This window comes from Caldicoprobacter algeriensis (assembly GCF_023838525.1).
GTDB classification, from domain to species: Bacteria; Bacillota; Clostridia; order Caldicoprobacterales; family Caldicoprobacteraceae; genus Caldicoprobacter; species Caldicoprobacter algeriensis.
This window is the reverse complement of sequence record NZ_JAHUQD010000018.1, coordinates 1-26,221: the sequence shown is the minus strand read 5'-3', so window position 1 is coordinate 26,221 and position 26,221 is coordinate 1. Positions and strand designations below refer to the sequence as shown.

General features: G+C 45.2%; 19 protein-coding genes, 1 pseudogene and 1 other annotated feature. Of the genes and pseudogenes, 19 read left to right on the top strand and 1 reads right to left on the bottom strand.

Annotated elements, in window-relative coordinates:
- Positions 1-216: 216 nt before the first annotated feature.
- Positions 217-453: a binding site (T-box leader), on the top strand.
- A gap of 44 nt (positions 454-497) precedes the next feature.
- The 11 genes and pseudogenes from cysE to KVG29_RS09925 all read left to right on the top strand — a co-directional run.
- Positions 498-1,181 (top strand): annotated as a pseudogene (gene cysE / locus KVG29_RS09975) (serine O-acetyltransferase); the annotation flags it as partial.
- Positions 1,168-2,574, top strand: coding sequence for a cysteine--tRNA ligase (cysS, locus tag KVG29_RS09970; RefSeq protein ID WP_252228294.1), 1,407 nt, complete (start codon positions 1,168-1,170; stop codon positions 2,572-2,574). The pseudogene cysE and the gene cysS, both read left to right, overlap by 14 nt.
- Positions 2,575-3,315: 741 nt before the next feature.
- The gene (locus KVG29_RS09965; RefSeq protein WP_252228293.1) at positions 3,316-4,788 is read left to right on the top strand and encodes an HD domain-containing phosphohydrolase; all 1,473 of its coding nucleotides are present in this window, start codon (positions 3,316-3,318) and stop codon (positions 4,786-4,788) included.
- Positions 4,773-5,198 carry a chemotaxis protein CheW gene (locus tag KVG29_RS09960; protein WP_252228292.1) on the top strand — a complete coding sequence of 142 codons (426 nt, stop codon included), beginning with the start codon at positions 4,773-4,775 and terminating at the stop codon, positions 5,196-5,198. The genes KVG29_RS09965 and KVG29_RS09960 overlap by 16 nt, the downstream gene beginning before the upstream one ends.
- A 15-nt stretch (positions 5,199-5,213) precedes the next feature.
- Positions 5,214-7,349 carry a chemotaxis protein CheA gene (locus KVG29_RS09955; RefSeq protein ID WP_252228291.1) on the top strand — a complete coding sequence of 712 codons (2,136 nt, stop codon included), beginning with the start codon at positions 5,214-5,216 and terminating at the stop codon, positions 7,347-7,349.
- A gap of 107 nt (positions 7,350-7,456) precedes the next feature.
- A complete protein-coding gene (locus KVG29_RS09950) occupies positions 7,457-9,367 on the top strand; it encodes a methyl-accepting chemotaxis protein (protein ID WP_252228290.1) in 1,911 nt (636 codons plus the stop codon).
- A 134-nt stretch (positions 9,368-9,501) separates the two neighbouring features.
- Positions 9,502-10,281 carry a CheR family methyltransferase gene (locus KVG29_RS09945; protein ID WP_338084640.1) on the top strand — a complete coding sequence of 260 codons (780 nt, stop codon included), beginning with the start codon at positions 9,502-9,504 and terminating at the stop codon, positions 10,279-10,281.
- Between the two features lies 1 nt (position 10,282).
- Positions 10,283-11,371, top strand: a complete 1,089-nt coding sequence (locus KVG29_RS09940) for a protein-glutamate methylesterase/protein-glutamine glutaminase (protein WP_252228287.1) — start codon at positions 10,283-10,285, stop codon at positions 11,369-11,371.
- A gap of 44 nt (positions 11,372-11,415) precedes the next feature.
- On the top strand, positions 11,416-11,934 hold the full coding sequence (locus KVG29_RS09935; protein ID WP_252228285.1) for a hypothetical protein: 519 nt from the start codon (positions 11,416-11,418) through the stop codon (positions 11,932-11,934).
- A gap of 117 nt (positions 11,935-12,051) precedes the next feature.
- Positions 12,052-13,842 carry a bifunctional homocysteine S-methyltransferase/methylenetetrahydrofolate reductase gene (locus KVG29_RS09930; RefSeq protein WP_252228283.1) on the top strand — a complete coding sequence of 597 codons (1,791 nt, stop codon included), beginning with the start codon at positions 12,052-12,054 and terminating at the stop codon, positions 13,840-13,842.
- Between the two features lie 75 nt (positions 13,843-13,917).
- On the top strand, positions 13,918-16,581 hold the full coding sequence (locus KVG29_RS09925) for a homocysteine S-methyltransferase family protein (RefSeq protein WP_420840552.1): 2,664 nt from the start codon (positions 13,918-13,920) through the stop codon (positions 16,579-16,581).
- 9 nt (positions 16,582-16,590) lie between these two features.
- Here the strand turns inward: KVG29_RS09925 and KVG29_RS09920 are convergent, their stop codons facing one another.
- A complete protein-coding gene (locus KVG29_RS09920) occupies positions 16,591-17,040 on the bottom strand; it encodes a GNAT family N-acetyltransferase (RefSeq protein WP_252228281.1) in 450 nt (149 codons plus the stop codon).
- Positions 17,041-17,353: 313 nt separating this feature from the next.
- Here KVG29_RS09920 and KVG29_RS09915 point away from each other — a divergent pair, with 313 nt between their 5' ends.
- From KVG29_RS09915 to KVG29_RS09880, 8 genes are all read left to right on the top strand, one after another.
- Entirely contained in the window at positions 17,354-17,866 is a 513-nt protein-coding gene (locus KVG29_RS09915; protein ID WP_252228279.1) for an acyl-CoA thioesterase, read from the top strand.
- On the top strand, positions 17,863-18,474 hold the full coding sequence (locus KVG29_RS09910; RefSeq protein WP_252228278.1) for a hypothetical protein: 612 nt from the start codon (positions 17,863-17,865) through the stop codon (positions 18,472-18,474). Before KVG29_RS09915 ends, KVG29_RS09910 begins: the two co-directional genes overlap by 4 nt.
- Before the next feature lie 192 nt (positions 18,475-18,666).
- Positions 18,667-19,878 carry an MFS transporter gene (locus KVG29_RS09905; protein WP_252228277.1) on the top strand — a complete coding sequence of 404 codons (1,212 nt, stop codon included), beginning with the start codon at positions 18,667-18,669 and terminating at the stop codon, positions 19,876-19,878.
- 88 nt (positions 19,879-19,966) lie between these two features.
- Entirely contained in the window at positions 19,967-21,061 is a 1,095-nt protein-coding gene (gcvT, locus tag KVG29_RS09900) for a glycine cleavage system aminomethyltransferase GcvT (protein WP_252228276.1), read from the top strand.
- Positions 21,062-21,241: 180 nt separating this feature from the next.
- On the top strand, positions 21,242-21,625 hold the full coding sequence (gene gcvH / locus KVG29_RS09895; RefSeq protein ID WP_252228275.1) for a glycine cleavage system protein GcvH: 384 nt from the start codon (positions 21,242-21,244) through the stop codon (positions 21,623-21,625).
- A 2-nt stretch (positions 21,626-21,627) separates the two neighbouring features.
- Entirely contained in the window at positions 21,628-22,968 is a 1,341-nt protein-coding gene (gene gcvPA / locus KVG29_RS09890; protein WP_252228274.1) for an aminomethyl-transferring glycine dehydrogenase subunit GcvPA, read from the top strand.
- Positions 22,965-24,416: an aminomethyl-transferring glycine dehydrogenase subunit GcvPB gene (gene gcvPB / locus KVG29_RS09885; RefSeq protein ID WP_252228273.1), complete on the top strand. Its 1,452-nt coding sequence runs from the start codon at positions 22,965-22,967 to the stop codon at positions 24,414-24,416. The genes gcvPA and gcvPB overlap by 4 nt, the downstream gene beginning before the upstream one ends.
- Before the next feature lie 371 nt (positions 24,417-24,787).
- Positions 24,788-25,966: a THUMP domain-containing class I SAM-dependent RNA methyltransferase gene (locus KVG29_RS09880; RefSeq protein WP_252228271.1), complete on the top strand. Its 1,179-nt coding sequence runs from the start codon at positions 24,788-24,790 to the stop codon at positions 25,964-25,966.
- Positions 25,967-26,221 lie beyond the last annotated feature (255 nt).

Genomic DNA, 26,221 nt, shown 5'->3' with positions numbered 1-26,221 from the left:
AATTTTGAAGCACAAATAAAATAATAGTGGTAAGCTGGAAATTTCAAGGGGAGACGCTGTTTTATCGAGCAAATATTCTGTTAGTAAAATTTTTTCAGTAAAGTTAATTGTTGGCTGGAGAGATGTTATCGTTGACTTCTTTAGAGGAAATGTAATATAATGAATTACCACGATAAAATAGTTTTAAGGAGATCAAGTGTGGTATAAATAAAAATGACAACGGCGGTGAACGGGAAGAGTAGGCATGTCAAATCCACAGAGAGGGGCAATGGCTGCGCTGAGAGTTGCCCTGGATACAGGACGTGCTGAAAGTGCGCCCGGGAGCTGTATCCCCGAAAGCGTCGTAGCCGAGTAGGGGGTACCGTCTATGCCACGTTACGGCGATAGAGGTGGGGTATTGCGTGAACTAGCATGCCCAATCAGAGTGGAACCGCGGAAGCCTTCGTCTCTGAATCCAGGGATGAAGGCTTTTATTTTTAACAGTAGAATTCTACAGAAGGGGGAGACTTATGTTTGACCGAATTCGCAAGGACATCCAGGCCGTACTTGAAAGGGACCCTGCAGCAAGAAACGCTTTGGAGGTCATATTGTGCTATCCGGGGTTTCATGCTATCCTATTGCATAGAATAGCGCACTGGTTTTATGGCAAGGGTTTTAAGCTTATAGCGCGGCTCATTTCGCAGTTTAACAGATTTATCACTGGTATAGAAATACATCCCGCCGCAAAGATCGGCGAGGGATTATTTATAGACCACGGAATGGGCGTGGTGATCGGAGAAACTGCCGAAATAGGGAATAATGTGACCATATATCAGGGCGCCACTTTGGGTGGGACCGGAAAGGAGACCGGGAAACGCCATCCCACCATAGGGAACAACGTGGTAATAAGCGCCGGAGCGAAAGTTTTGGGGCCTTTCAAGGTAGGCGATAATTCAAAGATTGGGGCCAATGCCGTGGTTTTAAGCGAGGTGCCGCCAAATTGCACGGTGGTGGGTGTGCCGGGCAGGATAGTAAAAAAGGATAACAAGCGCGTTGCATCCGCCAGAGATGAGATTGACCTGGATCAGGTACGCCTGCCTGACCCGGTGGCTGAGCAGATTAAAGAAATATTGAATAGAATCAGCGCATTGGAAAAGAAAGTAGAGGAATTGGAGGGTAGGTGGAAAAATGAGGTTGTATAATACGCTTACAAAGCGGAAAGAGGAATTTGTTCCCCTGCGTGAAGGGGAAGTGCGCATGTATTCCTGTGGGCCTACGGTGTACGACTATTTCCACATAGGTAACGCTCGCCCTTTTATCATATTTGATACCTTGAGAAGGTATTTGGAATACAAGGGCTATAAGGTACTGTTTGTGCAAAACTTTACCGATATAGACGATAAGATGATCAAGCGTGCCAATGAAGAGGGTATTACCGTAAAGGAGCTGGGGGATCGCTTTATCAATGAATACTTCAAAGATGCCGATGCTCTTGGCATAAAGAGGGCAACCTTCCATCCCAGGGCTACCCAGCACATTAGCGATATGATAGCTATGATTAGGAAGTTGATTGAAAAGGGCGTGGCCTATGAGGTAAATGGCAACGTATATTTCGATACATCAGCTTTCCCGGAGTACGGTAAGCTGTCGGGCCAGAAGCTGGAGGAATTGGAGGCAGGTGCACGCGTAGAGGTGGAAGAGGGCAAGAAAAATCCCATGGATTTTGCCCTGTGGAAGGCCCAGAAACCGGGCGAGCCTGCATGGGATAGCCCATGGAGCAAGGGAAGGCCTGGGTGGCATATAGAATGCTCGGTGATGGCCATGAAGTACCTGGGAGAGACCATTGACATACACGCCGGCGGCCAGGACCTCATATTCCCACATCATGAAAACGAGATTGCTCAGAGTGAGGCGGCTACCGGTAAGCCTTTTGCAAGGTACTGGCTGCATAACGGATATATCAATGTCAACAATGAGAAGATGTCAAAGTCGCTTGGCAACTTCTTTACCGTTCGTGAGATTCTGGAGCGGTTTGATCCGGAAGTGGTGCGATTCTTCATGCTCTCGGCCCATTACCGCAATCCTATAAACTTTAGTGAGGATATGCTTAGGCAGGCTCAGAGCGCCCTGGAACGCCTGTACAATTGTAAGGCCAATCTCTTACACATGATGGAAAACGTCGCTGAAAAGGAGCTCTCGGAGGAAGAAAGGGATTTCGTCCAAAGGCTTGCGGGGTATAAGGCCAGGTTTGAGGAGGCAATGGACGATGACATAAATACTGCCGATGCTCTGGCTACCATTTTCGATATGGTAAGGTATATAAATTCTCATCTGAGTGCCAGCAGTTCAAGGCAGTCTGTGGAGAAAGCCTATGTGCTTTTGGATGAGCTGACAGGGGTGCTGGGGCTTTTGAGGAAGGACCCAAGGCAAGAGCTTGATCCGGAGATTAAAGCCTTGATTGAAAAGAGGCAACAGGCGCGCAAGGAAAAGAACTGGGCACTGGCTGACCAGATACGGGATGAGCTTAAGGCCCGCGGAATTATACTGGAAGATACGCCGCAAGGGGTAAGGGTGATTTTTAAGCACAAGGATTAACCCGTAAGGAGAGATAAAGAGAAGGAGTAACTGGGTAAATTGAGCGAAAATTTTGTCGAATGCTGTGAAAACGGTAGATGCAATATATGGTATAAGATGGATATGATACTACTTAGAATAATTAAAGTAGGAATATAATACCAAAAATATAGTAAATTATTCCTTGTTGCAATATGGTTCCGTAGGATGTAATATTATGACTAGAATTGAGGAGATGTCGAACTATGACAATAATTTGACAATTAAATATGAAAAATGTTAATTAAGGATGAAATCTCTTTCGCATTTAGCGGGAAGAGTTTTATTCTTTATGTTTGTATATATATACAATATTTTACAAAAGGGAGATATAGGTAGATGATAGTAGTGTGTAGTTTGAAAAAAATCTCGATCAATAAGATAAAAGGTGAGATGGGGATATCAAAGTTGCATAGTTATGCATGCAATGCAATAGAGAACGTGTGTTCGCATGGGGGGGGGGGGGTATTTAATGTATTAAATGTAAAATTATGGTTAAATTTGTTTATATTGTACATATGGAATTATACGTATAAAGACCTGTTTTCACTGTGTCTTCAAAAGGTAACGTGGGCTGCATTAGGTGATCGGTGAAACAGGTCTTTTCATTTTTGATTATCAAAACGCCAATGATAGATAGGAGGGTGAAAAGCCGTGTAAGTTGCTTAAACTGGGATATTTTAAAATCACTTCGAAAATATAGGTCAGGAAGGGAATCATGGGGTGAGTAAAAGGGAAGTCGTTGATTTCTTGGTGTATAAGACAACAATGCTGGGTATTGATGAGGGTATTGTTATCATTGAAAAGACAGGTATGATAGTGGATTTGAATCCATCAGCTCAGCAAATTATAGGATTTGAGAAAGAGGTAAAAGGAAAGCTTTTTTACCAACTCTTTAGAATAGTAGACGAAGAGACGGGCAAGGAGGTGATAGAAAATCCGGTAGCAAAGGTTTTAAAAACTGGAAAACCTGTTGAACGGGTTGGACGTGCTGTAGTTTATACCAAACAGGGACCTAAGGCAGTGATAATTAATCGAGTGGTGCCAATAAAAAATGATAGGGAAAAACTTTTTGGCGCTATAGCAGTATTTCGCAGTGTTGTTGACGAAAGAGTTTGGTATAGAGATCAGGGTTTGAGGTCCTATGATTTATTGACGGGTGTTTACAACCGTAAGATGATGGAAGAGCACATTAAAAGATTAGAAAATTCGAATGAGTTTCCTTTAGGAGTGATTATGGTTGATGTTAATGGTTTAAGATTTGTTAATAACATTTTCGGGTATGAGAAAGGGGATAAACTCCTGAAGAAGACTGCCGAGATTTTGAAAAAAAGCGTGCGGCAAAATGATTTAATTGCTCGCTGGGGAGGAGATGAATTCCTTATTATTTTGCTGCACGCTGATTTGGATGTCGTTAAGGAGGTGATTAGCAGAATACAAAGTAACTCTTTTTCTATAGATAATGATACAAAGGTACAGTTGAGTTTAGTCATGGGGTATGCAATAAAGAAAAGCCAGAAGGAGAATTTGGAAGAAGTTATAAAAGAAGCTGAAGAGTTTATGTACCGGCGAAAATTGATGGTTGCCGAGAGCCATCATTATACCGTCATTAATACCCTTCTTACCACTTTGCATGTTAAAAGTATCGAGACACAGGAACATGCTGAGCGCCTTAAGAAGTATTCACTTATGATTGGAAAGGAAATAAATCTGTCCTATAAAGATTTGGATGAATTGGCGCTTTTGGCGGTGCTGCATGACATTGGTAAGATAGGGATAAAAGAAAATATATTAAAAAAGCCGGGCCCTCTAACTCCTCAAGAATGGGAGGAAATGAAACAGCATTGTGAGATTGGTTTCCGTATAGTCCAGAATATTCCGGAATTATCAGCAGTAGCAGAATATATATTATTCCATCACGAGCGCTGGGATGGCAAAGGTTATCCTAGGGGATTGAAAGGGAAGGAGATACCGCTCTCGTGTCGTGTCCTGGCTGTGGTGGATGCGTACGATGCTATGACTCACGACAGGGTATATCGCAAAGCTAGGAGCGATAGTGAAGCTATTGCTGAAATAAAAAAGAATAGTGGAACACAGTTTGACCCTGAGATTGTGAATGTTTTCTGTAATTTAGTAATGAATAATAAACTGAACAGTTGTGTGGAAGGAGGGGAAAAGAAATGGGGGACTTTTTGAGCAGCCAGTATGTTGTTTGCGAGCTGGCAAATGAGAAATATGCATTAAAGATTGGTGATGTGTACGAGATTATCAAGATGCAGCCTATTACGCCAGTTCATAACAGCAAGCCTTTTTTGGAGGGCATTATAAATCTCCGGGGGAAGATCATACCAGTGGTTAACCTTCATAAGAAATTTGGCCTGCCCAACTATGCTACTACTAAAAAGACTCGTATAGTCGTGGTAAAGAGCAGGGATGAGATGGTGGGTATTGTCTTTGATAAGGTAAATCAAGTACTGAGATTCTCTAACATACAACCTCCTCCGGAGATGGTAGCGGGAATTGATGGTGCCTATTTTGAAGGTATGGGAATAACCGATGAGGGTGTGATAAGCATTTTAAAGATTGATAAGGTGCTTCATGAGTGAGAAAGGAGGTGTAATATGAGTGATATATTTGAAAGTCCTGAAATCATAAATCTGTTTATTGGTGAAGTAGAGGAACAGATTCTTCTTTTCGAAAATGGAATCGTGGAACTAGAGAAGAATATTGATGACCCTGAAATAGTACAGAAGTTATTCCGTGCCGCTCATACCCTTAAAGGTTCTTCTGCAGCTGTGGGGTTTGAGCAGATGAAAGTCCTTACCCATGAAATGGAAAACGTGTTGGACAGGATTAGAAACCATAGGCTTAAGGTTTCTAGACCTGTGGTTGATGTTCTTTTAGAATGCCTGGACTGTTTAAAGGCTTTGAAGGATGAATTTGTTGCCGATAGATTTTGTATTAAAACCGACATACGTCCAATTATGGCAAAATTACAAGGGATTTTAGCGGGAAGCAGCGATACGTATGCTCAAAAAGGTACAGAAGGGGTTGATATTTCACGGAAATTATTTGTGCTCAATGCTAAACAGGAGGAACAGATAAAACAGGCACTGGATATAGGGCAGAATGTCTTGGTGTGCCAAGTGGAGATTGCTAGGGACTGTCAGATGAAGTTGGCCAGGGCTTATATAGTTAGGAATTTTCTTAATGAACGTGGTACTGTTATAGGCATGGTTCCTAATGTGCTTGATATGGGGGATGAAGAGATTGATAAAGTCTGGTTTTTGGTCATCACACAAATGGGCGCCGATGAGATGGAGTGGGAAGTAAGGAATGGATTGGTGGATATAGAAGAGGTTAATGTATTTCCTTATTCATTCAATTCCCCCGAAATAATGAAGTTGTCTGAAAATGAGGATAGAAGTTTATGTTCTGATCTTGATGTCTCAATGAATGCCAAGGTAGTTGATGACGCAAAGAGGATGTCGGGCCGTACGGTAAGGATAGAAGTGGAACGCTTGGAGAGGATGATGGATTTAGTAGGAGAACTGGTTATTGAGCAGATACGAATTGCTCAAGCAGGAAATGATTTACATAACAAATATCCTGCCGATGAAACAGTAGATGATCTGATAAGCATTTCAAACCATGTATCGGTGCTCATAGATGAGTTGCAAGAGGCTATTATGAAGACCCGCATGATTCCAGTGCAGCAGCTTTTCAATAGGTTTCCTAGGATTGTGAGGGATTTGGCATGTTCATTGAACAAAGAAGTTGAGCTTATACTTGAGGGGGGTGAGACTGAGATAGACAGAACCATAGTTGAGGATATTGCAGATCCGTTGATTCACCTCATCCGAAATGCTGTAGACCATGGGATTGAGAGCCCGGAAGTCCGCAAGAGGTTGGGTAAACCTGAAAAGGGTACGCTGCGCATATCAGCATTGCCCAAAGATAGCAATGTAATCATAACAGTAGAGGATGATGGTGCAGGTATAGATGTCGAGGAGATAAAACGGGTAGCCATTCAAAAGAAAATAATTTCGGGAGAAGAAGCAAATACGATGACTCACCAGCAGCTCATCGATCTCATATTCCAGCCTGGATTTTCGACCTCTAACGAGGTGAATGATATTTCAGGACGTGGGGTGGGAATGGATATTGTGAAGAACTGCGTTGAAAAGTTGAAGGGGGTGATCGATATTGAAACCTATGCCGGAGCTGGCACAAAATTTGTGATAAAATTACCCATAAAACTCCCTATGACGTTAGCAATACTTAAAGGTCTGCTGGTTAAGATTGGCAATGAGACCTACGCTATACCGATGAATAATGTGATTGAGATTGTCAGGCAACCACGAAAGGCGATTGAATTTGTTAACGGTCAGGCTGTGACGGTTATAAGAAACAAGGCCATTCCTCTAGTATGGTTGCATGACTACTTCGGAATTCCAAGAGTTAAAGAAAGAAGAAATATCTTAATTGTTTTGCTTGGAATGGCTGAAAAGCGCCTAGGTCTTGTCGTTGATGAGCTTATAGGCAATCAAGAAGTGGTGGTTACAAATCTGGGAGCTTATATAGGGAAAGTTGAAGGGATATCTGGAGCGACGGTACTGGGCGATAGAAGCGTGGCCTGTATATTGGATGTTGCAGGCATCATGAAGATGGTAAGCGAAAGGAAAGTTAAAAGGGACATGAAGGAAGATGAATGCAAAAAAGACAGCAATCATGAGTTGATTGCTGTAAATGAATAGAAAACACTGTATTGAAAAACTCAATATAAATTATACCACATTTAATAACATATACACCAATTTGAGTAAAGATTATAAAAAAATTTACAACAAAGGAGGTAATGTAAATGGCAAATATTTCTAAAAATCTTGCCTTGAAGTTTATGAAAAACTCTGGAGTGTTTCAAAAGCTAAACACTGCAGTTAATGAAGCTAATGTATTGGAGAAAAAGCTTAGAGAAGTATCAAGTAATTTTATGCATTTTGTAAAAGGTGTGAGTGACCAATCTGCTACAGTGGAATCTACTTCTGAAATGCTATCGAAACTTTTGGAGTCAATTAACGAGTTGAATAAGAACGCTCAGCAGCTAAATAAGTTTTTGGAACAAACCACTGGATTGTTGAAAGGCATGACTGATACCATCAACCAAGTAGCGGGGAATGCAGAGAGCACAGCCGGTTCGGTGGAGGAGATATCGGCGTCGATAGAGGAGATGAGCAAATCGATAAAGGGGGTAGCTGGGAATGCGGAGAGCCTGAAGGGATCGGCTGAGGAGATGGCGGCAGCTATTCAGGAGATGGTGGCGTCCATCAACCAGGTAGCGGGGAACGCAGAGAGCACAGCCGGTTCGGTGGAGGAGATATCGGCGTCGATAGAGGAGATGAGCAAATCGATAAAGGGGGTAGCTGGGAATGCGGAGAGCCTGAAGGGCTCAGCAGAGGAGATGGCGGCAGCTATTCAGGAGATGGTGGCATCCATCAATCAGGTAGCAGGGAATGCAGAGAGCACAGCTGGTTCGGTGGAGGAGATATCGGCATCGATAGAGGAGATGAGCAAATCGATAAAGGGGGTAGCTGGGAATGCGGAGAGCCTGAAGGGCTCAGCAGAGGAGATGGCGGCAGCCATCCAGGAGATGGTGGCATCCATCAACCAGGTAGCAGGGAATGCTGAGAATGTTAGTAGGCTAAGTAGTAATTTGAGAGAAGAGGCTGAAACAGGACAGAGAGCTGTACAGGATACCTTGTCTGCACTCAAAGAAATTGCGGAGGCTATTGCCCACGCTGGTAATGTGATGAATAGTCTAGGAGAAAGTTCAGAGAAGATAGGAAGCATAACGGAAGTAATTGATGATATAGCCGAGCAGACCAATTTACTCGCACTTAATGCTGCCATTGAGGCTGCAAGGGCGGGAGAGCACGGAAAAGGTTTTGCTGTTGTTGCTGATGAAGTGAGGAAGCTTGCTGAAAGGACCGCCACTGCTACAAAGGAAATTGCAGCTTTGATTAAAGGCGTTCAAAAAGAAACGGAGCAGGCGATAAAAACAATCGAATTGGGTAAAGAAAAAGCAGAACAGGGAACTAAACTGGGGAATGAGATGGGGAGAGTGATAGAAAAGATTATTGGCGGGATTGGAGATATAGATGTGGAAATAAATCAGATCACAGTAGCGGTGAAGGAGCAGGCTAAACAGGGTCAAAACATAGTGCAGGCGGTGGACAATGTGGCAAACCAGGCGGCACAGGTGACGCAGGCGACGATAGAGCAGGCCAGGGGAGTAGAGGAGATAGTGAAGGGGGTGAGCAATGCGCGTGAGCAGGTAAGGCAGATCACGGTAGCGGTGAAGGAGCAGGCCAAGCAAGGGCAAAACATAGTGAAGGAAGTGGAAAATGTCACAATACAGGCTGATCAAATTGCTGCTGCGGTTAAAGATCAGGCAAAAGGTGTGAATGAGATTGTGCAGGGAGTAAGCAATTCTCGAGAACAGGTAAAACAGATTGCCGAGATTGTTAAGAATCAGGGCGCAAATGTCGAAAGTGTACTTGTTAATATGAAGAGCTTTGTTGAACAACTTGGGTATATTATAGAATTGACAAAAGCTCAGATTGGCCAAGTTGAGCAGATTATGCAGATTGTGTCTAACATAAGTGATGTTGTGGGTGCCAGCAATAGTGAAATGGGGAAAATAGCCTCCGCGGCTGGAGAACTTGTTGGGTATGTAGATGAAATAAAGGATATACTGGAAAGTATAAACAAATAAAATATAAAAATAAACGATAATTAGCGGGGGGAACTTTTCTTCCTCCGCTAATTATCTATCTTACAAATTTTGGTTGGGAAGGGGTCTAAACAATCTTGAAGGTAGAAGAGTTTGGCCTAACTAAATTGGCGGAGATGATATATAGTTATTGTGGAATTGATTACAGGAGAGATATTTCGGCTTTAGGATCAAAAATTAAAGAAAGATTAAATGCGCTTGGGTTGTCTTCATGGGAGTACTGCGGATATCTTAAAGTAGAGCCAAATGAATGGGATGCACTTATTGAGTTAATAACTGTTAATGAGACATATTTTTTCCGGGAAGAAAATTCGCTTGAAGAGTTTCAAAAGGTAATTCTTCCTCAGTACGTGGGACATACTCCTCAAAATCCCTTGTTAATATGGTCGGCAGCTTGTTCAACAGGTGAAGAACCATATACTATTGGAATATTAGTTCAGCAAAGTGGACTGTTCAGTAGAGGGGCTGTGAAGATAATAGCTACTGATATTAATAAGAAAGCGTTGTACAAGGCGAGAAGTGGCTTGTACAAGAAAAAATCATTGTCCTTTCGAAGGATGCCCCCTGAATTTTATGATAAGTTTTTTATCGAGTTTGAAAACTATTACAAAGTTAAGGAATCAATAATGGAAATGGTTGAGTTCAAACATATGAATCTTTTGGATGATAAATTGAGGGAAAAAATGGGTAAGGTGGATATTATTTTTTGTAGAAACGTTTTGATATACTTTGACGATGTTGCTATAAAGAAAATAATTGATGCGTTTTACGATATATTGAATCCAGGCGGTTATTTGTTCTTAGGCCATGCTGAATCTATAATTCACTTGAAAACGGGTTTTAAAGTCATCTATACCCCTTCCACTTTTTATTATAGGAAAGGAGAAAAAGTATAAAATGCAGCGATACGGAGTTTTAGTAGTGGATGATTCAGCGGTCATGAGAAAGTATATAGGTTTATTGATTGAGAAGGATCCGCAGCTTTTTGTTGCAGGAATTGCCAGAAACGGCATTGAGGCCATAGAAAAGGTTCAGATGCTAAAACCGGATATTGTGACTATGGATATCGAAATGCCAGAGATGGATGGAATGACGGCCCTGCAAGAAATCATGAAAATTTGCTCGGTTCCAGTGATAATGCTGAGCAATCAGACTGATAAAGACCCTGCATTGGCTTTTAAGGCCATGGAATTGGGGGCTGTGGATTTTTACTTGAAAGGTCAACTTTTAAGCAATGATGCTGAACCAGAAGTAGTAAAGGACTTTTTGGAAAGATTGAAGGCCGTAGCTGAGAATGCCAGAAAGAAAAGCGAGGGCGGTTGGCTAAAAAAGGTGAATTCTGAAAGCGTTTCTAAAATGATAGACGACATTTTAAAATCGCCAGGAATAGAAAAAGAGCCTACCACCAAAAACGTTGTTGATTTGCTGATAATCGGTTGTTCTACGGGGGGGCCAGCTGCGCTGCAGTCAACACTTCCATATTTTTCAAAAGATACACGCGTGCCAATTCTGGTCATTCAGCACATGCCACCAGGCTTTACCAGGGCTTTAGCGGAGAGGTTTGATACTTTCTGCAATTTACGGGTAAAAGAAGCTGAAAATGGCGATATTTTGGAACCAGGGAAAATCTATATTGCACCTGCTGGTTTTCAAACGACGCTGTATAGAAGGCAAGATGGTAAAGTTGGCTTAAAGGTACAGGAAAGCTTTGATGAAAAGATATTGTATAAACCGTCTGTGGATATCACCCTTAATTCGGCAGCACCAATTTATAAGGAGCGATTACTGGCGGTTATTCTTACGGGCATGGGTAATGATGGGCTTGAAGGTTGCAGGGCTGTTAAGAGATATAATGGCCATGTGATTGTTGAAGCCGAAGAATCTTGCGTGGTTTATGGTATGCCAAAAGCTGTGTATGAAGCAGGCCTGGCGGATATTCAGGTGCCTTTACCGCATATTTTAAACAGTATAAAGCTTTACATATAAGCTGTAAAAAAATGGTTTAACAATGAGGAGATGGGTGATTAAAAATGAAGCTTTTGTATGATGACGTGACTAATTTGGTCATAACGAGGGATGAAGTTGAAAAATTGGATTACAGCGCTATAGATTCATTTATAAAACAAGCAGAGGAAAAAGGAAATGTTTTGAGAAATAAATTGATGCTAAATTTTGAAGGATATATAGAAAATCTTGAAGAAATATACAAGGTACCTTCTATAAAAAAGTGGGTTAAAGGATTAATAGAGAGATATCCTTACATTTTTTATTTTCTTGGCCCTGATTGTGGTTTAAATACGCTATTAATAGTGGCCTGTATAGGAAATATCAAAGAAATAGATTCAGAAGCCTCAAAAGATAAGGTAAAAGAAGATCTTTCACAATACGAACTGGTAAGCTATAACCACAAACTGTTTAAAGTTAGATTGTCCAAAACTGTAAGCACTAAGATTATTGAAGGTTTAATTGAGTATGGTTTAAAGATGAATTTGGAGTCAGATGATGTTCTGTTTACAATTTTGAGCATTCCTGGGTTAAACGCTGGTTAATAAGGAAATGATTTTTGTACTTGTATTTGTTAAACCTTTTAAGTAAAATGAATAAATATAATGGTAAATGCCTGAATGTATATGCTGGATATAACGGCAAGAGGGAGTATGAAGTAGATGGGGATAAAGGATTATTTACAGAGCAATATACTCCTCGCTGTCGGTGCCATGGGGACCTATTATTCCCAGATAACAGGCAAGGATGCTGCTTTTTCCGAGCTGGCCAATGAGGCTGAGCCGGAGGTCATTAGGACTATCCATGAGGAGTATATCCAGGCAGGGGCAAGGTTGATACGGACCAATACCTTTTCTGCAAATACCCTGGCACTGGATGTTTCAAAAGAGCAATTAAAGTGCATCATAACCAAGGGTTATGAGATTGCATTGCAGGCTACCCGGGGGAAAGAGGTATTTATTGCTGCAAATATGGGGCCCATACCAGAGATGACTGTCGGTAAAAAGGAAATGGACCCCGAATTCATTTTGGATGAGTACCGCTTCATAGTGGACGCTTTTATTGAGGTGGGAGCCGATATATTTATACTGGAAACCTTAAGCAACACCGATTATTTAGGCGAGGTTAGCCGGTATATAAAGAGCAAAAACGATCAAGCTTTTATTTTGGTTCAGTTTGCCACAACGGTTGACGGCTATACCAGGAAAGGGATAAGCATTTCCAGGATTATTAAAGAGGTAAAGGCCATACCGTATATCGATGCGTATGGTTTTAACTGTGGTGTCGGGCCTGCGCATCTTTATCAAAACATAAAGTCTGTGGACTTTTCGGGCGATATAGTGTCGGCCATGCCCAATGCCGGCTATCCAGAAATCGTACACCAGAGAACGGTGTACACGCAAAATCCAGAATATTTTTCGGATGTGATAATGGATGTGGCCAGGCTGGGCGTAAAAATACTGGGTGGCTGCTGCGGGACAACGCCGCTGCACATAAGCAGGATGCGGGATAAGCTGGCTGAGTTTACGGGTGAGAAGCGCAAGGCATCTGCACCCGCACGCAAGGTCTGGCATATTGCTGTGCATAAAAATGATTTTTATCCAAGGCTTGATGAGGAGAAATTCCCAGTAGTGGTCGAGCTTGACCCGCCTTTTGATGCGAGCGTGGAAAAGGTCATGGAGGGGGCCGCGATTTTAAAGCAAAACGGCGTTGCTGCCGTTACCGTGGCTGATTCGCCCCTGGCTCGGCCTCGCCTTAATTCCATGATGTTGGCTGCAAAGATAAAGAGGGAAGTGGGCATAGAGGTAATACCCCATCTTTGCTGTAGAGACCATAACCTAATTGGCCTAAAGTCGTTGCTACTTGCGGGATATTCGGAAGGGATACGCAATTTGCTGGTTGTGACCGGCGATCCTATACCGGAAGCCGAAAGGAGCTCTGTAAAAAGCGTGTTTGATTTAAACTCATTTAAGCTCATGGCTCTTATACAGGAGATGAACAGCGAGTTTTTCAGCCAGGACCCTTATATAGTAGGCGGGGCGTTGAATCTCAATGTTCAAAACAGGGATGCCGAGATATCCAGAATGGAGCGCAAGATGGAAAACGGGGCCCTGTTTTTCCTGACGCAGCCTATTTTTGCTTCTGAGGTCATAGAGTATCTGGCCGGGCTTAAGGCCAGGAAAAAGGTAAAAATCTTGGGAGGGGTCATGCCCATAGTTAGCTACAAAAATGCTCTGTTTTTGAGTAACGAGATACCCGGGATATCCATACCTTCCTATTATATTGAACGTTTTAGGCCGGATATGGACAGGGAAGAGGCTGAGGAGACGGGGATTGAGATAGCGGTTGAGCTAATAAACAGCATAAAGCGGTATGTCGACGGATTGTATTTGGTAACGCCCTTTAACAGAGTCAACATGGTGGTCAGGATTTTAAAGGAAAGCTTACTTTAAGAAGTCTAAGGATACGGAGATGCTAGAATCAAAACTGGGATGCCAGATGATGGATTAAAGAAAGGTTGGATGAGCATGAATTGGACGACTTTGAAGCAGTTGATGAATGAAAAGGTTATAGTGCTGGACGGGGCTATGGGTACCGAGCTTCAGAAAAAAGGGATGCCGCCGGGGGTGTGCCCCGAGCTGTGGGCTTTGGAGCATCCTGATGTCCTGTTGGATATACAACAAGGTTATGTAAAGACCGGTGCTCGTGTTATATATACAGCCACTTTTGGTGCCAACCGCATAAAGCTGGAAGAGTTTGGCTTAGGGGATAGAGTGACAGAGATAAACTGCCGGTTGGCACGGCTGTCAAGGCAGGCGGCCGGACAGCATGCCCTTGTTGCTGGAGATATGTCAAGCACAGGGCGGTACATCCATCCTATCGGTGACCTTTCATTTGAAGAGACGGTAGAGGTTTACAAGGAACAGGTAAGGGGATTGCTCGAGGGAGGAGTTGACCTGTTTATTATAGAGACCATGACCGATATCCAGGAAGCCAGGGCGGCTTTGCTGGCGGTGAAGGAAAGCTGCGACCTGCCAGTGTGGGTCACCATGACGTTTGAGGAAGGGGAGAGGACGCTGACGGGTACCGATCCGGTGACAGCGCTCATTACTCTTCAAAGCCTGGGTGCAGATGTGGTGGGGTGTAACTGTTCCACCGGTCCTGATAAGATGGTGAGCATTATAGAGCATATGAAGCCCTACGCCAAGGTGCCATTGCTGGCAAAGCCCAATGCAGGGCTGCCAAAGCTGGTGAATGGTATGACGGTATTTGACATGGAGCCTGAGGAGTTTGGACGGTACGCCAGCCTGTTGGCACAGGTAGGGGCCAACTTGATAGGCGGATGCTGTGGCACCTCGGCTGAGTATGTGGCCGAGGTTGCGAGAAACGTAGAGGGGATAAAGCCGCTGCCTCCATCAAAACATCAAGGTTCAGCGATCACGTCGGCCAGGAAGACGGTATTCATTGGAGCAGGTAATCCCTTTGTTGTGGTTGGCGAGAGGATAAACCCCACAGGAAAGCCGTCGCTGCAGGAGGCTCTAAAGCAAAAGCGCTATGCGTACGTCCGCCAGCTTGCAGTAGAACAGGTTGAAAAAGGGGCTGATGTGCTGGATGTCAACGTAGGCATGCCGGGCATTGACGAGCCAGGTACGATGGTGGACGTCATAGACACCTTGGTTACAGCGGTGGATGCTCCGCTGTGCCTGGATTCTTCCAATATTGAAGCGCTGGAGAGGGGGCTCAGAATCTATCCGGGTAGAGCTCTTGTCAATTCCATATCCCTTGAAAAGGACAAGATAGAGAAGCTACTGCCTGTTGCAGCCAAATACGGCGCCATGTTCATACTCCTGCCGCTTACCGATGAAGGTGTGCCATTGACGGCTCAGGAGAGGCAAAGGGTCGTCGAAAAGGTGTTTGAGCGTGCCGTGCTGCTAGGATATCAAAAGGAAGACATAGTGGTTGACGGGCTTGTGATGGCGGTTTCATCCAACCAGGAACAGGCAGTTGAGACCTTGAATTTAATAGGCTGGTGCAGCAACAGTTTTGGATGCAATACGATAGTTGGCCTATCCAACGTGTCCTTTGGGCTGCCCGAGAGGGGATGGCTGAATGCGGCTTTTCTGGCCATGGCAATGGGTAAGGGGCTTACCATGGCCATAGTCAATCCCTTGAGCCAGACGGTGATGAACGTTAAGATGGCCTCTGAAGTGCTGCTGGGTAGAGATGTGTACAGCCAGAGATATATAAAGTATTTCAGGCAGGTTGGCAGGAGCCAAGGCGAGAACCGGATAGAGGTACAAGATGACAAGCCGAGATCAGTGGAGTATAACGCCGAGAAGGGTAGGTCGCAGTATCAGGATGGCGCTGCTGGAAGTGCTGACAAAGGCGGCCGAGATGGCAGAAAAAATGTGAAACAAGGTGTTGATGATAGCGCTACCCATATCACTGAGGATGTATTAGGGGGTATATTGAAAGAAACAGAAAGTAGGGCTGCCATTAGGGATGATGTTGGCAAGAGCACGCTAAACGGAGCTGCAGAGAAGGAAAAAGCCGCGCAGCAGGTTTTTGATGCCGTGGTTAAGGGCGACCATCACGGCATTGTGCCTATAGTAAAGGATGCTTTGGCCCTCGGCATAGCTCCGCGGATCCTGATGGATGAATATCTTATACCCGCCATAACCCATGTGGGGGAGCTGTTTGAGAGGAAAGAGTACTTTCTCCCGCAGTTGCTTATGAGCGCTGAGGCTATGAAAAAGGCCTTTGAGCACCTTGAACCCCTGCTCCAGGAAGAGGCTGCCAGCGCCGGTGCGAAAGAGAAAAAGATGAAGGTGATACTGGCCACTGTTAAGGGTGATATACATGACATAGGAAAGAACATAGTGGCGCTCATGCTTAGGAATCATGGTTTTGAAGTCATTGACCTTGGTAAAGATGTGGGCGCTGAGACCATAATCGAGAAGGCAAAGGAGACCGGCGCACGCATAATTGGGTTGTCAGCCCTCATGACCACCACCATGGTTCAGATGAAAGAAGTGATAGAACTGGCCAAAAAGGAAGGGCTCAAGTGCAAGTTTATGGTGGGTGGAGCGGCTGTCACCCAGCAGTTTGCCGATGAAATAGGAGCAGATGGATATGCCGAAGACGCCAACGGTGCGGTCAAGCTGGCAAAGAGGCTGGTGGAGGAGGGGTGACGTGGATTTCTAAGGCTTGATCGCTTTTTTACCCGCACGTTTATAAATCACCATGCTGATATGCTCAATTCCGGCTTCATCATAGGGTTCACCGTAAGGGATGAAACCTAATTTTTTATAAAAATCCAGCACGGCGATCTGCGCATGGATGTGCACTTCCTCTGCACCCCATTCAAAGGCTTTTTCGAGCAGCAGCTTGACTATGAGGGAGCCTATGTGCTGTTTTCTGTATTCTTTCAAAACAGCGATTCGTCCCAGATAATACCGGCCGCCCTGTTCAAATACCCTGCCCGTTCCCACTGGAATGCCATCCTGATATACTACGACGTGATGCGCGATTCCATCGATGTCGTCTACCTCAAGGTCGGCAGGCACGTTTTGTTCTTCTACAAACACCTTGAAGCGTATCTTGTAGGCGTCTGTAAGGTCATCGGTACCCTTTAGCCATTTAATCTGCAATCTGCCCCCACCTTCCCTGTGCGTTTAATGGTTACAGTATGCTTTCTGTTGTTTGAACTATTTATTTGAATGCTTCAAGCATGCAAAATCTAAGATACACCATGTAAAGGGCCATGTCAATGACGTTAAAACGCAAATGCCCGTTTAAATTTTTATCTCCATGTTATATAATTCTTAGCATAGGCGAACTCAATATTTAAAGTTTTGCAGCGAGGAAAGATTTTTATGCTTAGCACTATTTAACAAAATGAAAATGATACAAACTAAGCGCTATGATAAGCATTAAACAAACTGATATGCAGAGGTGATAGTGGTGGAGGCTAGAACTGTCTCATATTCAAAGACCGTGATGTCGCAGATCGTATTGCCGGAGCAGGCCAACCCTGCCGGCAATATCCACGGCGGCGAAATAATGAAAATGATGGACAACACGGCATATGTGGTGGCCAGGAAGCACTGCAGGAGAAATGTGGTGACGGCGCGGGTGGACGAGCTGGAATTCTATCAACCTATATTTGTAGGGCAGCTGGTGACCTGCAGGGGTCAGCTGGTATTCGTGGGAAGGAGCTCTATGGAAGTGGCTGTGCGTGTGGAGGTAGAGGATTTAAGCAGCGATCAGCCGCCCGTAACTGCTCTTACAGCTTTTTTCACCATGGTGGCATTGGATGAACACGGGCATCCAGTAGAGGTGCCGAGGCTCATACTGGAAACTGAAGAGGAGAAGAAGGCCTTTGAGGAAGGAAAGAGAAGATATGAATTGTATAAACGCAAGAGGCAAAAGAAGCGTAATATGGCAATATGTACGGGGGCGGGGTATGAAGGATGAAGATCGATAAGATGCCGGGGCCGTTGTGGAAAGCACCGGCTTATAGGACGACGAATACTCAAGATGAAGCGCAACAAAAAAGTTATAGCGTTGAACAAGGTGATTTAAATCAAGGCAATTTAAATATAATGGTAAAGGGCAAGCTTTTAAGGAGATTTGAACCGATAGATGCGCCTGGCCTTATTTTAAGCGATGCAAAGGTGAATGACAAAAATAAATTGGGTAACCGCTGGCAGCGGCTCTGGACCTATGATACCGAGGCAGGTGCATATCAGAATATACGTGACCTCATATTGCTTGGGAGAATTGAAGAGGCTGAAGCTGCATTGGCTGCTCTACCGATAAAGACGGCGCAGTGGTACTATCTCAATGGCGTGGTGTTGTGGGAAAAGGGGCTGTATGCTGAGGGTTACAGCAGCATTCAGCAGGCCGCTAGCATGGCGCCCGAGAATAAAGAATACAGCAAAGCATTGTACTATATTTTGCAGGTATATCACCCTCTTCTTGTATTGCGCTTCTGTAAACGCGTTTTCAAGAAGGCCTTGCCTTTGATATACATAATTTTAATTTTTTTGTGCATCGCATTGTTGATCTCTTATATCATCTAGTCGTAATATTTTGGTGATGATGAACACTCTCGAAAAGTAGCTGAGCAACATAGGCACAACGATTGATTTTGTAGGGCAACCTTGCAGAATAATTATGGGGTGAAGTCCCAAGACCGAACCTGCAAACAAGCTAAAATAAAGCTCTAAGACTTTTCGAGAGCATATGATGATGAAAAATGGGGGTATCAGATTTTGGTAAGCACAGTTGACATAAGTAAGCGGTTTATTACCCTGGCGATTTATGGTGCGTTTTTTCTCATTGGGCTGACTTTCACGGTCTTTGGAGCCACCATGCCTTTCTTGATAGAGAATTACCGCATTAACCTTGCACAGGCAGGTTTGTTTGCCAGTTTCATGGCCATGGGTAGGATGCTGTTGGTTGTGTTGTGTGGCCTGCTGACAGATCGCATTGGCGCTAAATGGGTGGTAATATTGGGGACCCTATGCCTTACTCTTGGGCTTATAGGGGTGGGCAGCCTGTCCCACTTTTCTGTTGCCCTTGCATTTGCTTTTATTGCCGGCATAGGCCATGGAGCGGTTGATGCCGCGGGGAGCTCGACCATTATGGATATGTATCCTGGCAGGTCCAGCGGCATGCTCAATAAGGCAAACATGTTTTTTGCCGTGGGATGCCTCATAGGTCCTTTGGTTTCGGGAATAATTTTGAGCTATACTGAATACTGGCGTGTGGTTTACTATATTAACGCCGCAATAGGCGTGATTATTACCTTGTTTCTGGTGTTTCAGACTTTTCCGCATTCAGATGGCGATGTGAAGCAAGCCGGTTCATGGCCGTATAGGATGCTGTTCACGTCAAGTTATTTGTGGCTATTGAGCATGGTGATGTTCTTGTATTCAGGGGCTGGGCACAGCATCAATACCTGGATAAACAAGTATATGGGTGATGTGGTAAGGCTGCCAGTGTTTTTTGCTTCGGGGACTCTTGCTGTGTACAACTTGGGGCTGGCATTAGGCAGGTTTGCGTGCAGCATAGGAGCCGAGAAGCTGGGATATCATAGGGTGATATTTTTAAGCGCGCTGGGAGGCCTTGTATCTATGGTAGTGGCCCTGTTTAGTCCGTTTGTGGTTTTGACGATAACGGGACTTGGGTTTACAGGGTTTTTCTTCGGAGGATTGTTTCCTACCGCTATTGCTATAGCGGGGGGTATGTATCCTGAACAAAAAGGATTTATCACCGGGATGCTTGTTATGACGGCAGCGCTGGGGAGCATGACTGTACCAGCAATGACGGGTTTGGTTTCCCAAGCCATAGGTCTGGAACGGGGAATGAGGTCCCTTGTCATCTGGGGTATCGCGCTGTTCGCTGTAGGGGTTTATATTTACAGGCACAAGCAGAAGGAAAAGCGCTATGTGCAGAGCGCACAGAGCGTTGATTCCGATTGAAAATTTAAATTTTTTAAGACATGCATTTTGTGCTACAATAAAGCTAAGCCGGCAAATTATTTTTTTTGCGTTTTAAGGAGGTATTAAATTGAAAAAGACGCCGCTCTATGAAAAACATGTATCTTTGGGAGCAAAGATGATCGAGTTTGGTGGCTGGATGATGCCGCTTCAATATACGGGTATTTTGCAGGAGCATGAGGCAGTTCGCCAGCGGGCAGGGCTGTTCGATGTGTCCCATATGGGCGAGGTCATGATAAAAGGAAGGGGTGCCACCGAGTTCATTCAACAGCTCATAACCAACGATATATCAGGTATGTGCGAATTTCAGGTTCTTTATTCGCCCATGTGCTATCCCGATGGTGGGACGGTAGATGACCTACTGGTTTATAAATTCGATGCTGAGCGATATTTGCTTGTGGTCAATGCTGCCAACATCGAGAAGGACGTTGAGTGGATAGAGAGCCACAAACCGCATGACGTGGAGGTTGAAGACCTATCTGAGCAGTATGCGCAGCTGGCCCTTCAGGGGCCAAAATCTCAGGAGGTTTTGCAAAGAATTGTGGATGCCCCGCTTGATAAGATTAAATTCTTCAGGTTTGTGGACGGTGTGAGCATCGCCGGTGTATCTGCATTGATTTCGCGTACTGGTTATACCGGTGAGGATGGGTTTGAGATATATATACCAGCAGATAGTGCCTGTAAGGTGTGGAACACCATTGTGGATGCGGGGGCAGAATTCCATGTCATGCCGGCAGGGTTGGGTGCCAGGGATATGCTGCGGCTGGAGGCCGCATTGCCGCTTTATGGCCATGAACTTTCTGCTGATATTTCACCACTGGAAGCCGGACTGGACAGGTTTGTCAAGCTTGATAAACCGGACTTTATAGGGCAGGAGGCGCTGATTGAGCAAAAGGGAAGCGGCATTTCACGAAAGCTGGTGGGCCTGGAAATGAGAGATAAAGGGATTCCGCGGCAGGGCTATGAGGTTCAGGTGGAGGGTAGGAGCATAGGGTATATTACATCGGGCGGCTTTTCTCCAACCCTAAAAAAGAATATTGCTTTGGCTCTTATTGATGTTTTGTATGCAGCACAGGGTTCTCAGGTAGATGTAATTGTGAGGAACAAGGCTTTGAAGGCTGAAGTGGTTAAAATTCCTTTTTATGCAAAACAATATAAAAAATAAAAGTTGCTCAAGTATGCATTAAATGTTAAATTATAGATGGGCATCCTCTAAAATGTCTGCTTTATTATATCCAAAGGACCATAGAGGGCTAAACTTTTTTGCGGCGAAGGCATAGTGCCCGCACATTGCGTTTATGGGATGCATTTTGGTCATTATTATATAATAGGAGGTTTGATTAAGGTGAAAGTTATAAATGGATTGAAGTATTCCAAAGACCACGAGTGGGTAAAAGTGGAGGGCAATAGGGCCATAATCGGGATTACCGACTATGCCCAGGATTCTCTGGGTGACATAGTGTTTGTTGACCTGCCAGAGGTGGGACGTACCGTCAAGGCAGGGGATGCTGTGGCTGTGGTGGAATCGGTGAAAGCGGCATCGGATGTGTATTCGCCGGTTTCAGGTACCGTTGTAGAAGTCAACACCAACCTTGAGGCTTCTCCAGAGCTTATAAACCAGGACCCGTATGAGAACTGGATTTTGGTATTGGAAATGTCAGATCCAGGCGAGCTGGACTCATTGATGGATGCTGAGGGCTATGAGCGGTTTTGTGAAGAGGAGGCGTAGGGATGGGAAGATACATTCCCAATACGGACCAGGATCGGCGGGAAATGCTTGAAAAGCTGGGGCTACATAGCATTGAGCAGCTTTATGAGGACATTCCATGTCAGGTGCGATTAAAGGATGACCTTGACCTCCCTGCAGCCTTATCCGAAATGGAACTGGTGCGCCACATGAAGGATATTGCGGCCAAGAATAAAACGGTGGATGAGTATATATGTTTCCTTGGAGCCGGAGCATACGACCGCTATATTCCCAGCGTGGTGAAGCACGTGCTGGTACGCCAGGAATTTTATACCGCCTATACGCCATATCAGCCTGAGATAAGCCAAGGGACGCTGCAGGCGATTTTTGAGTACCAAACTATGATGTGCGAGCTGACAGGCATGGATGTAGCAAATGCTTCCATGTACGATGGGGCCTCGACACTGGCTGAGGCGGTCTGCATGGCCTGCCAAGCCACGGGCAGGGAAAAAGTATTGATCGCTCGTTCTGTTCACCCACAAAGTAGAGAAGTGGTTTACACTTACAGCCGATTTAGAGGCATAAAGGTACACGAGGTAGGCTATGACGATGGTATGGTGGACATTCAGGAACTCAAGCGGTTGGTGTCCGACGATGTGGCGGCTGTGGTGGTGCAAACCCCGAACTTCTTTGGAATTATAGAGATGCTTGGCGAAATCGCCGAAGTGGTCCATCACTTTGGTGGTCTGTTGGTTGTCAGCGTAAATCCGGTTTCACTGGCTGTTCTTAAATCCCCGGGGAGTTGCGGGGCTGATATTGTGGTAGGAGAGGGTCAGTCCCTTGGCAACCCTCTCAATTTTGGTGGCCCATATCTTGGATTTATGGCCACAACGCAGAAATTGATGCGCAGGATGCCGGGCAGAATTGTGGGGCAGACGGTGGATTTATCAGGTAACAGGGCCTTCGTGCTTACCCTTCAGACAAGGGAACAGCACATCAGGAGGGAAAAGGCCACATCCAATATCTGTTCCAATCAAGCTTTGAATGCTCTGGCGGCAACCGTATATCTGTCTGTGCTGGGACGAGAGGGATTAAAAGAGGTGGCCTTGCTCTCCATGCGAAAGGCTCATTACGCTTTTGAAAAGCTGATCTCGGAAGCGGGCTGCAGCTCTATGTTTCCAGCGCCGTTTTTTGATGAGTTTCTGGTAAAAGTCCCTGTCCCGGTGGAAGAATTAAACAGAGCGCTGCTGGATCACGGTATCATTGGTGGCTATGCGGTGGAGAAAGATTATCCGGAGCTTCAAGGTGGGTGGCTGGTAGCGGTAACCGAGAAGAGAACCAGGGAAGAAATCGATGCGCTGATCAGGGAGGTGGGTAGGCTGTGAAAGAAAGGCCTCTAATATTTGAGATGAGTAAGTCCGGGCGCAAAGCTTATTCCCTCCCCCATTGTGATGTGCCACAGCTGGCGCTAGAAGAGATGGTGCCCAGGGAGTGCTTGAGGGAAGAGGACGCCAGGCTACCGGAAGTCAGCGAGGTCGATGTTGTCCGGCATTTCACGCGCCTTTCGCAGCTCAATTACGGCGTGGACTCGGGTTTTTATCCCCTGGGATCGTGTACCATGAAATACAATCCCAAGGTCAACGAGGATGTGGCCGCTTTGGCAGGGTTTACTCAGGTGCACCCCCTTCAGCCGGCTGAGACCGTTCAAGGATGCCTAGAGATACTGTACAGGATGGATAGGCTTTTGTCGGAGATCACCGGCATGGACAGGTTTTCGCTTCAGCCGGCTGCCGGGGCACACGGCGAGATGACGGGCCTCATGATAATAAAGGCGTATCATCAGCACCGCGGTGATGTAAAGCGTAATAAGATTATCGTGCCCGATTCGGCTCACGGTACCAACCCGGCTTCGGCTGCCATGGTAGGCTTTGATGTGGTGGAGGTAAAATCCAACGATAGGGGAGAAGTTGATTTAGAAGCGCTTAAAGCTGTAGTGGACGATACCACGGCAGGGCTGATGCTGACCAACCCCAATACTTTGGGGCTGTTTGAGGGGAATATACTGGAGATAGCTAATATCGTCCACAAGGCCGGAGGCCTTCTCTATTACGATGGGGCTAACATGAACGCTATACTTGGAATAGCGCGGCCGGGCGATATGGGGTTTGACGTAGTGCACCTCAATCTGCACAAGACCTTCAGCACGCCCCACGGCGGTGGCGGACCTGGTTCAGGTCCTGTGGGCGTTAAGAAGGAGCTCGAACCATTCCTGCCGGTGCCGATGGTTGGGTTTAAAGATGGCAGGTATTATTTAGATTATGACAGGCCTCTCTCCATAGGGAGAGTAAAGTCGTTTTACGGCAACTTTGGCGTTGTGGTCAAGGCCTATGCCTATATCATGTCCATGGGTGCAGAGGGGCTTAAAAGGGTATCCGAGTCTGCTGTGCTGAATGCAAATTATCTCATGGAGCGGCTAAAGGAGCACTACCTTGTGCCTTACAACCGTAGGTGTATGCATGAGTTCGTCATATCGGCACAGAGGCAAAAGGAAAAGGGAGTGTCTGCTTTGGATATCGCCAAGCGGCTTATGGATTTCGGGTTTCATCCACCTACCATGTACTTCCCGCTTATTGTAAAGGAGGCGTTGATGATTGAACCCACCGAAACCGAGAGCAAGGAAACTCTGGATGCCTTTGCCGATGCTTTGATTGAGATTGCGCGGGAAGTGGAGGAACAACCTGAAAAGGTAAAAGGTGCGCCCCACACCACGCCCGTCAGGCGGCTTGACGAGGCTAAGGCTGCACGAAATCCTGTGCTGAGGTGGAATCCATGAAGGAATGCAGCATATTGGAATGATGAAGTTTCCATTGAGTGAAGCAGGTGATATCCTTGATTTTAGTGTAGAAAGTCTATTTTGCTGTTCAAAACGAAATATTTACAAAAGTGTAGCTGCAAAAGCAAGCAGATTAATACTGCAGCTATGTTGAAATAAAAATGAGAAGACATCATTTTGGCGGTATGCAAGCGGATGCTCAATTGCTGCGTGTAAAAAATGCATACGTAAACGTTGCTTTATCAAGCTATATTTAATCAAATTAAATTTGCAGCAAAATTATCATTGAGTGTACGAAATATAGGGAAGAATATACAGAAAATACCAAAAAATAAATTATAGAGCATTAGAAACGCAGGAGAGAATGGTGCATGGATACATTTGAGGCCATTGCGACGGCTGCTTTTGGAGTAGAGGCTGTCGTAGCCCAGGAGGTAAGGGCTCTGGGCTATGAAAGTGTCAGGGTGGACAACGGGAAGGTTACTTTTACGACTGATGCATTGGGGATTAGCCGTGCAAACCTGTGGTTGCGGTCAGCGGACAGGGTATTTATAAAAATGGGGGAATTTCCAGCCCTAACTTTTGAGGAGCTGTTTGAACAGACCAAAGCCCTGCCCTGGGAAGATGTGCTGCCTGAAAATGCCTGTTTTCCCGTTATAGGCAAATCGGTGAAATCGAAGCTGTTTAGCGTTCCTGACTGTCAGGCTATAGTGAAGAAGGCCATTGTAGATCGGCTGAAAATGAAATACAAGAAGAGCTGGTTTGAAGAGGATGGACCCAGGTTTGTCATAGAAGTTGCACTCCTGAAGGATGTAGCCACATTGGCCATAGATACCAGCGGTTCCGGCCTGCACAAGCGCGGTTACCGCCAGCTGGCAAGCAAAGCGCCGCTGAGGGAGACGTTGGCTGCTGCGCTGGTGCAGCTCAGCTTTTGGAATCCCAACAGGATGCTGGTGGATCCGTTCTGCGGTTCGGGTACTATTTTAATTGAAGCCGCGATGATAGGCCTTAACATAGCGCCGGGGCTCAATAGGAGTTTTGATTCGGAGAAGTGGCCATGGATTCCTGCTGATATCTGGAAACGGGCCAGGGAAGAAGCCCAGGATGCCATACGCCACGATTTGCGCTTTAGACTGCTGGGCTATGACATAGATGGGAAAGTTTTGAAGGTGGCACGGCATAATGCAAAGCTGGCAGGCGTTGGTGAGTATATAGACTTCCATACTCAGCCCCTGTGTAAGTTCAGCACAAAAAGGAAGTACGGATGCATTATAACGAATCCTCCTTATGGAGAACGATTGGGCGACAGAAAAGGGGTGGAGGAGCTGTACAGGCAGATGGGGCAGGTCTTCAAACCCCTTGATACATGGTCGCTGTATATACTGTCACCTTATGAAGGCTTTGAACGCCTTTTTGGGCGTAAAGCCGACCGCAAGAGAAAGCTGTACAACGGCAGGATAAAGGTGCACTATTATCAGTTTTTTGGCCCCAAGCCTCCGGAACTGCATTCTGAGTCTGAGGATGGTTCAGGTGTGACATCCCAAGATTGAAATTGGGGCATTCTAGCGTGGCTCTTGTAAATGGCTGGGCAAGGAATTTATGAAAAAATTATGAATTTAAGAAAGTGCAGTAAAAATTGCTGAGCGGTGTGGAACCGTATGGTTTTCACGGTTGTTCATTTAACCGAGTCTCCGCATGTCAAAAACAGGTAATTAAATTACATATATTACCAAAAGGATTTTTGGATTTTTTGTCGAATATATATCCCCTGTAGAAAGATGCAGGGGTGATTGTGAATGGATATA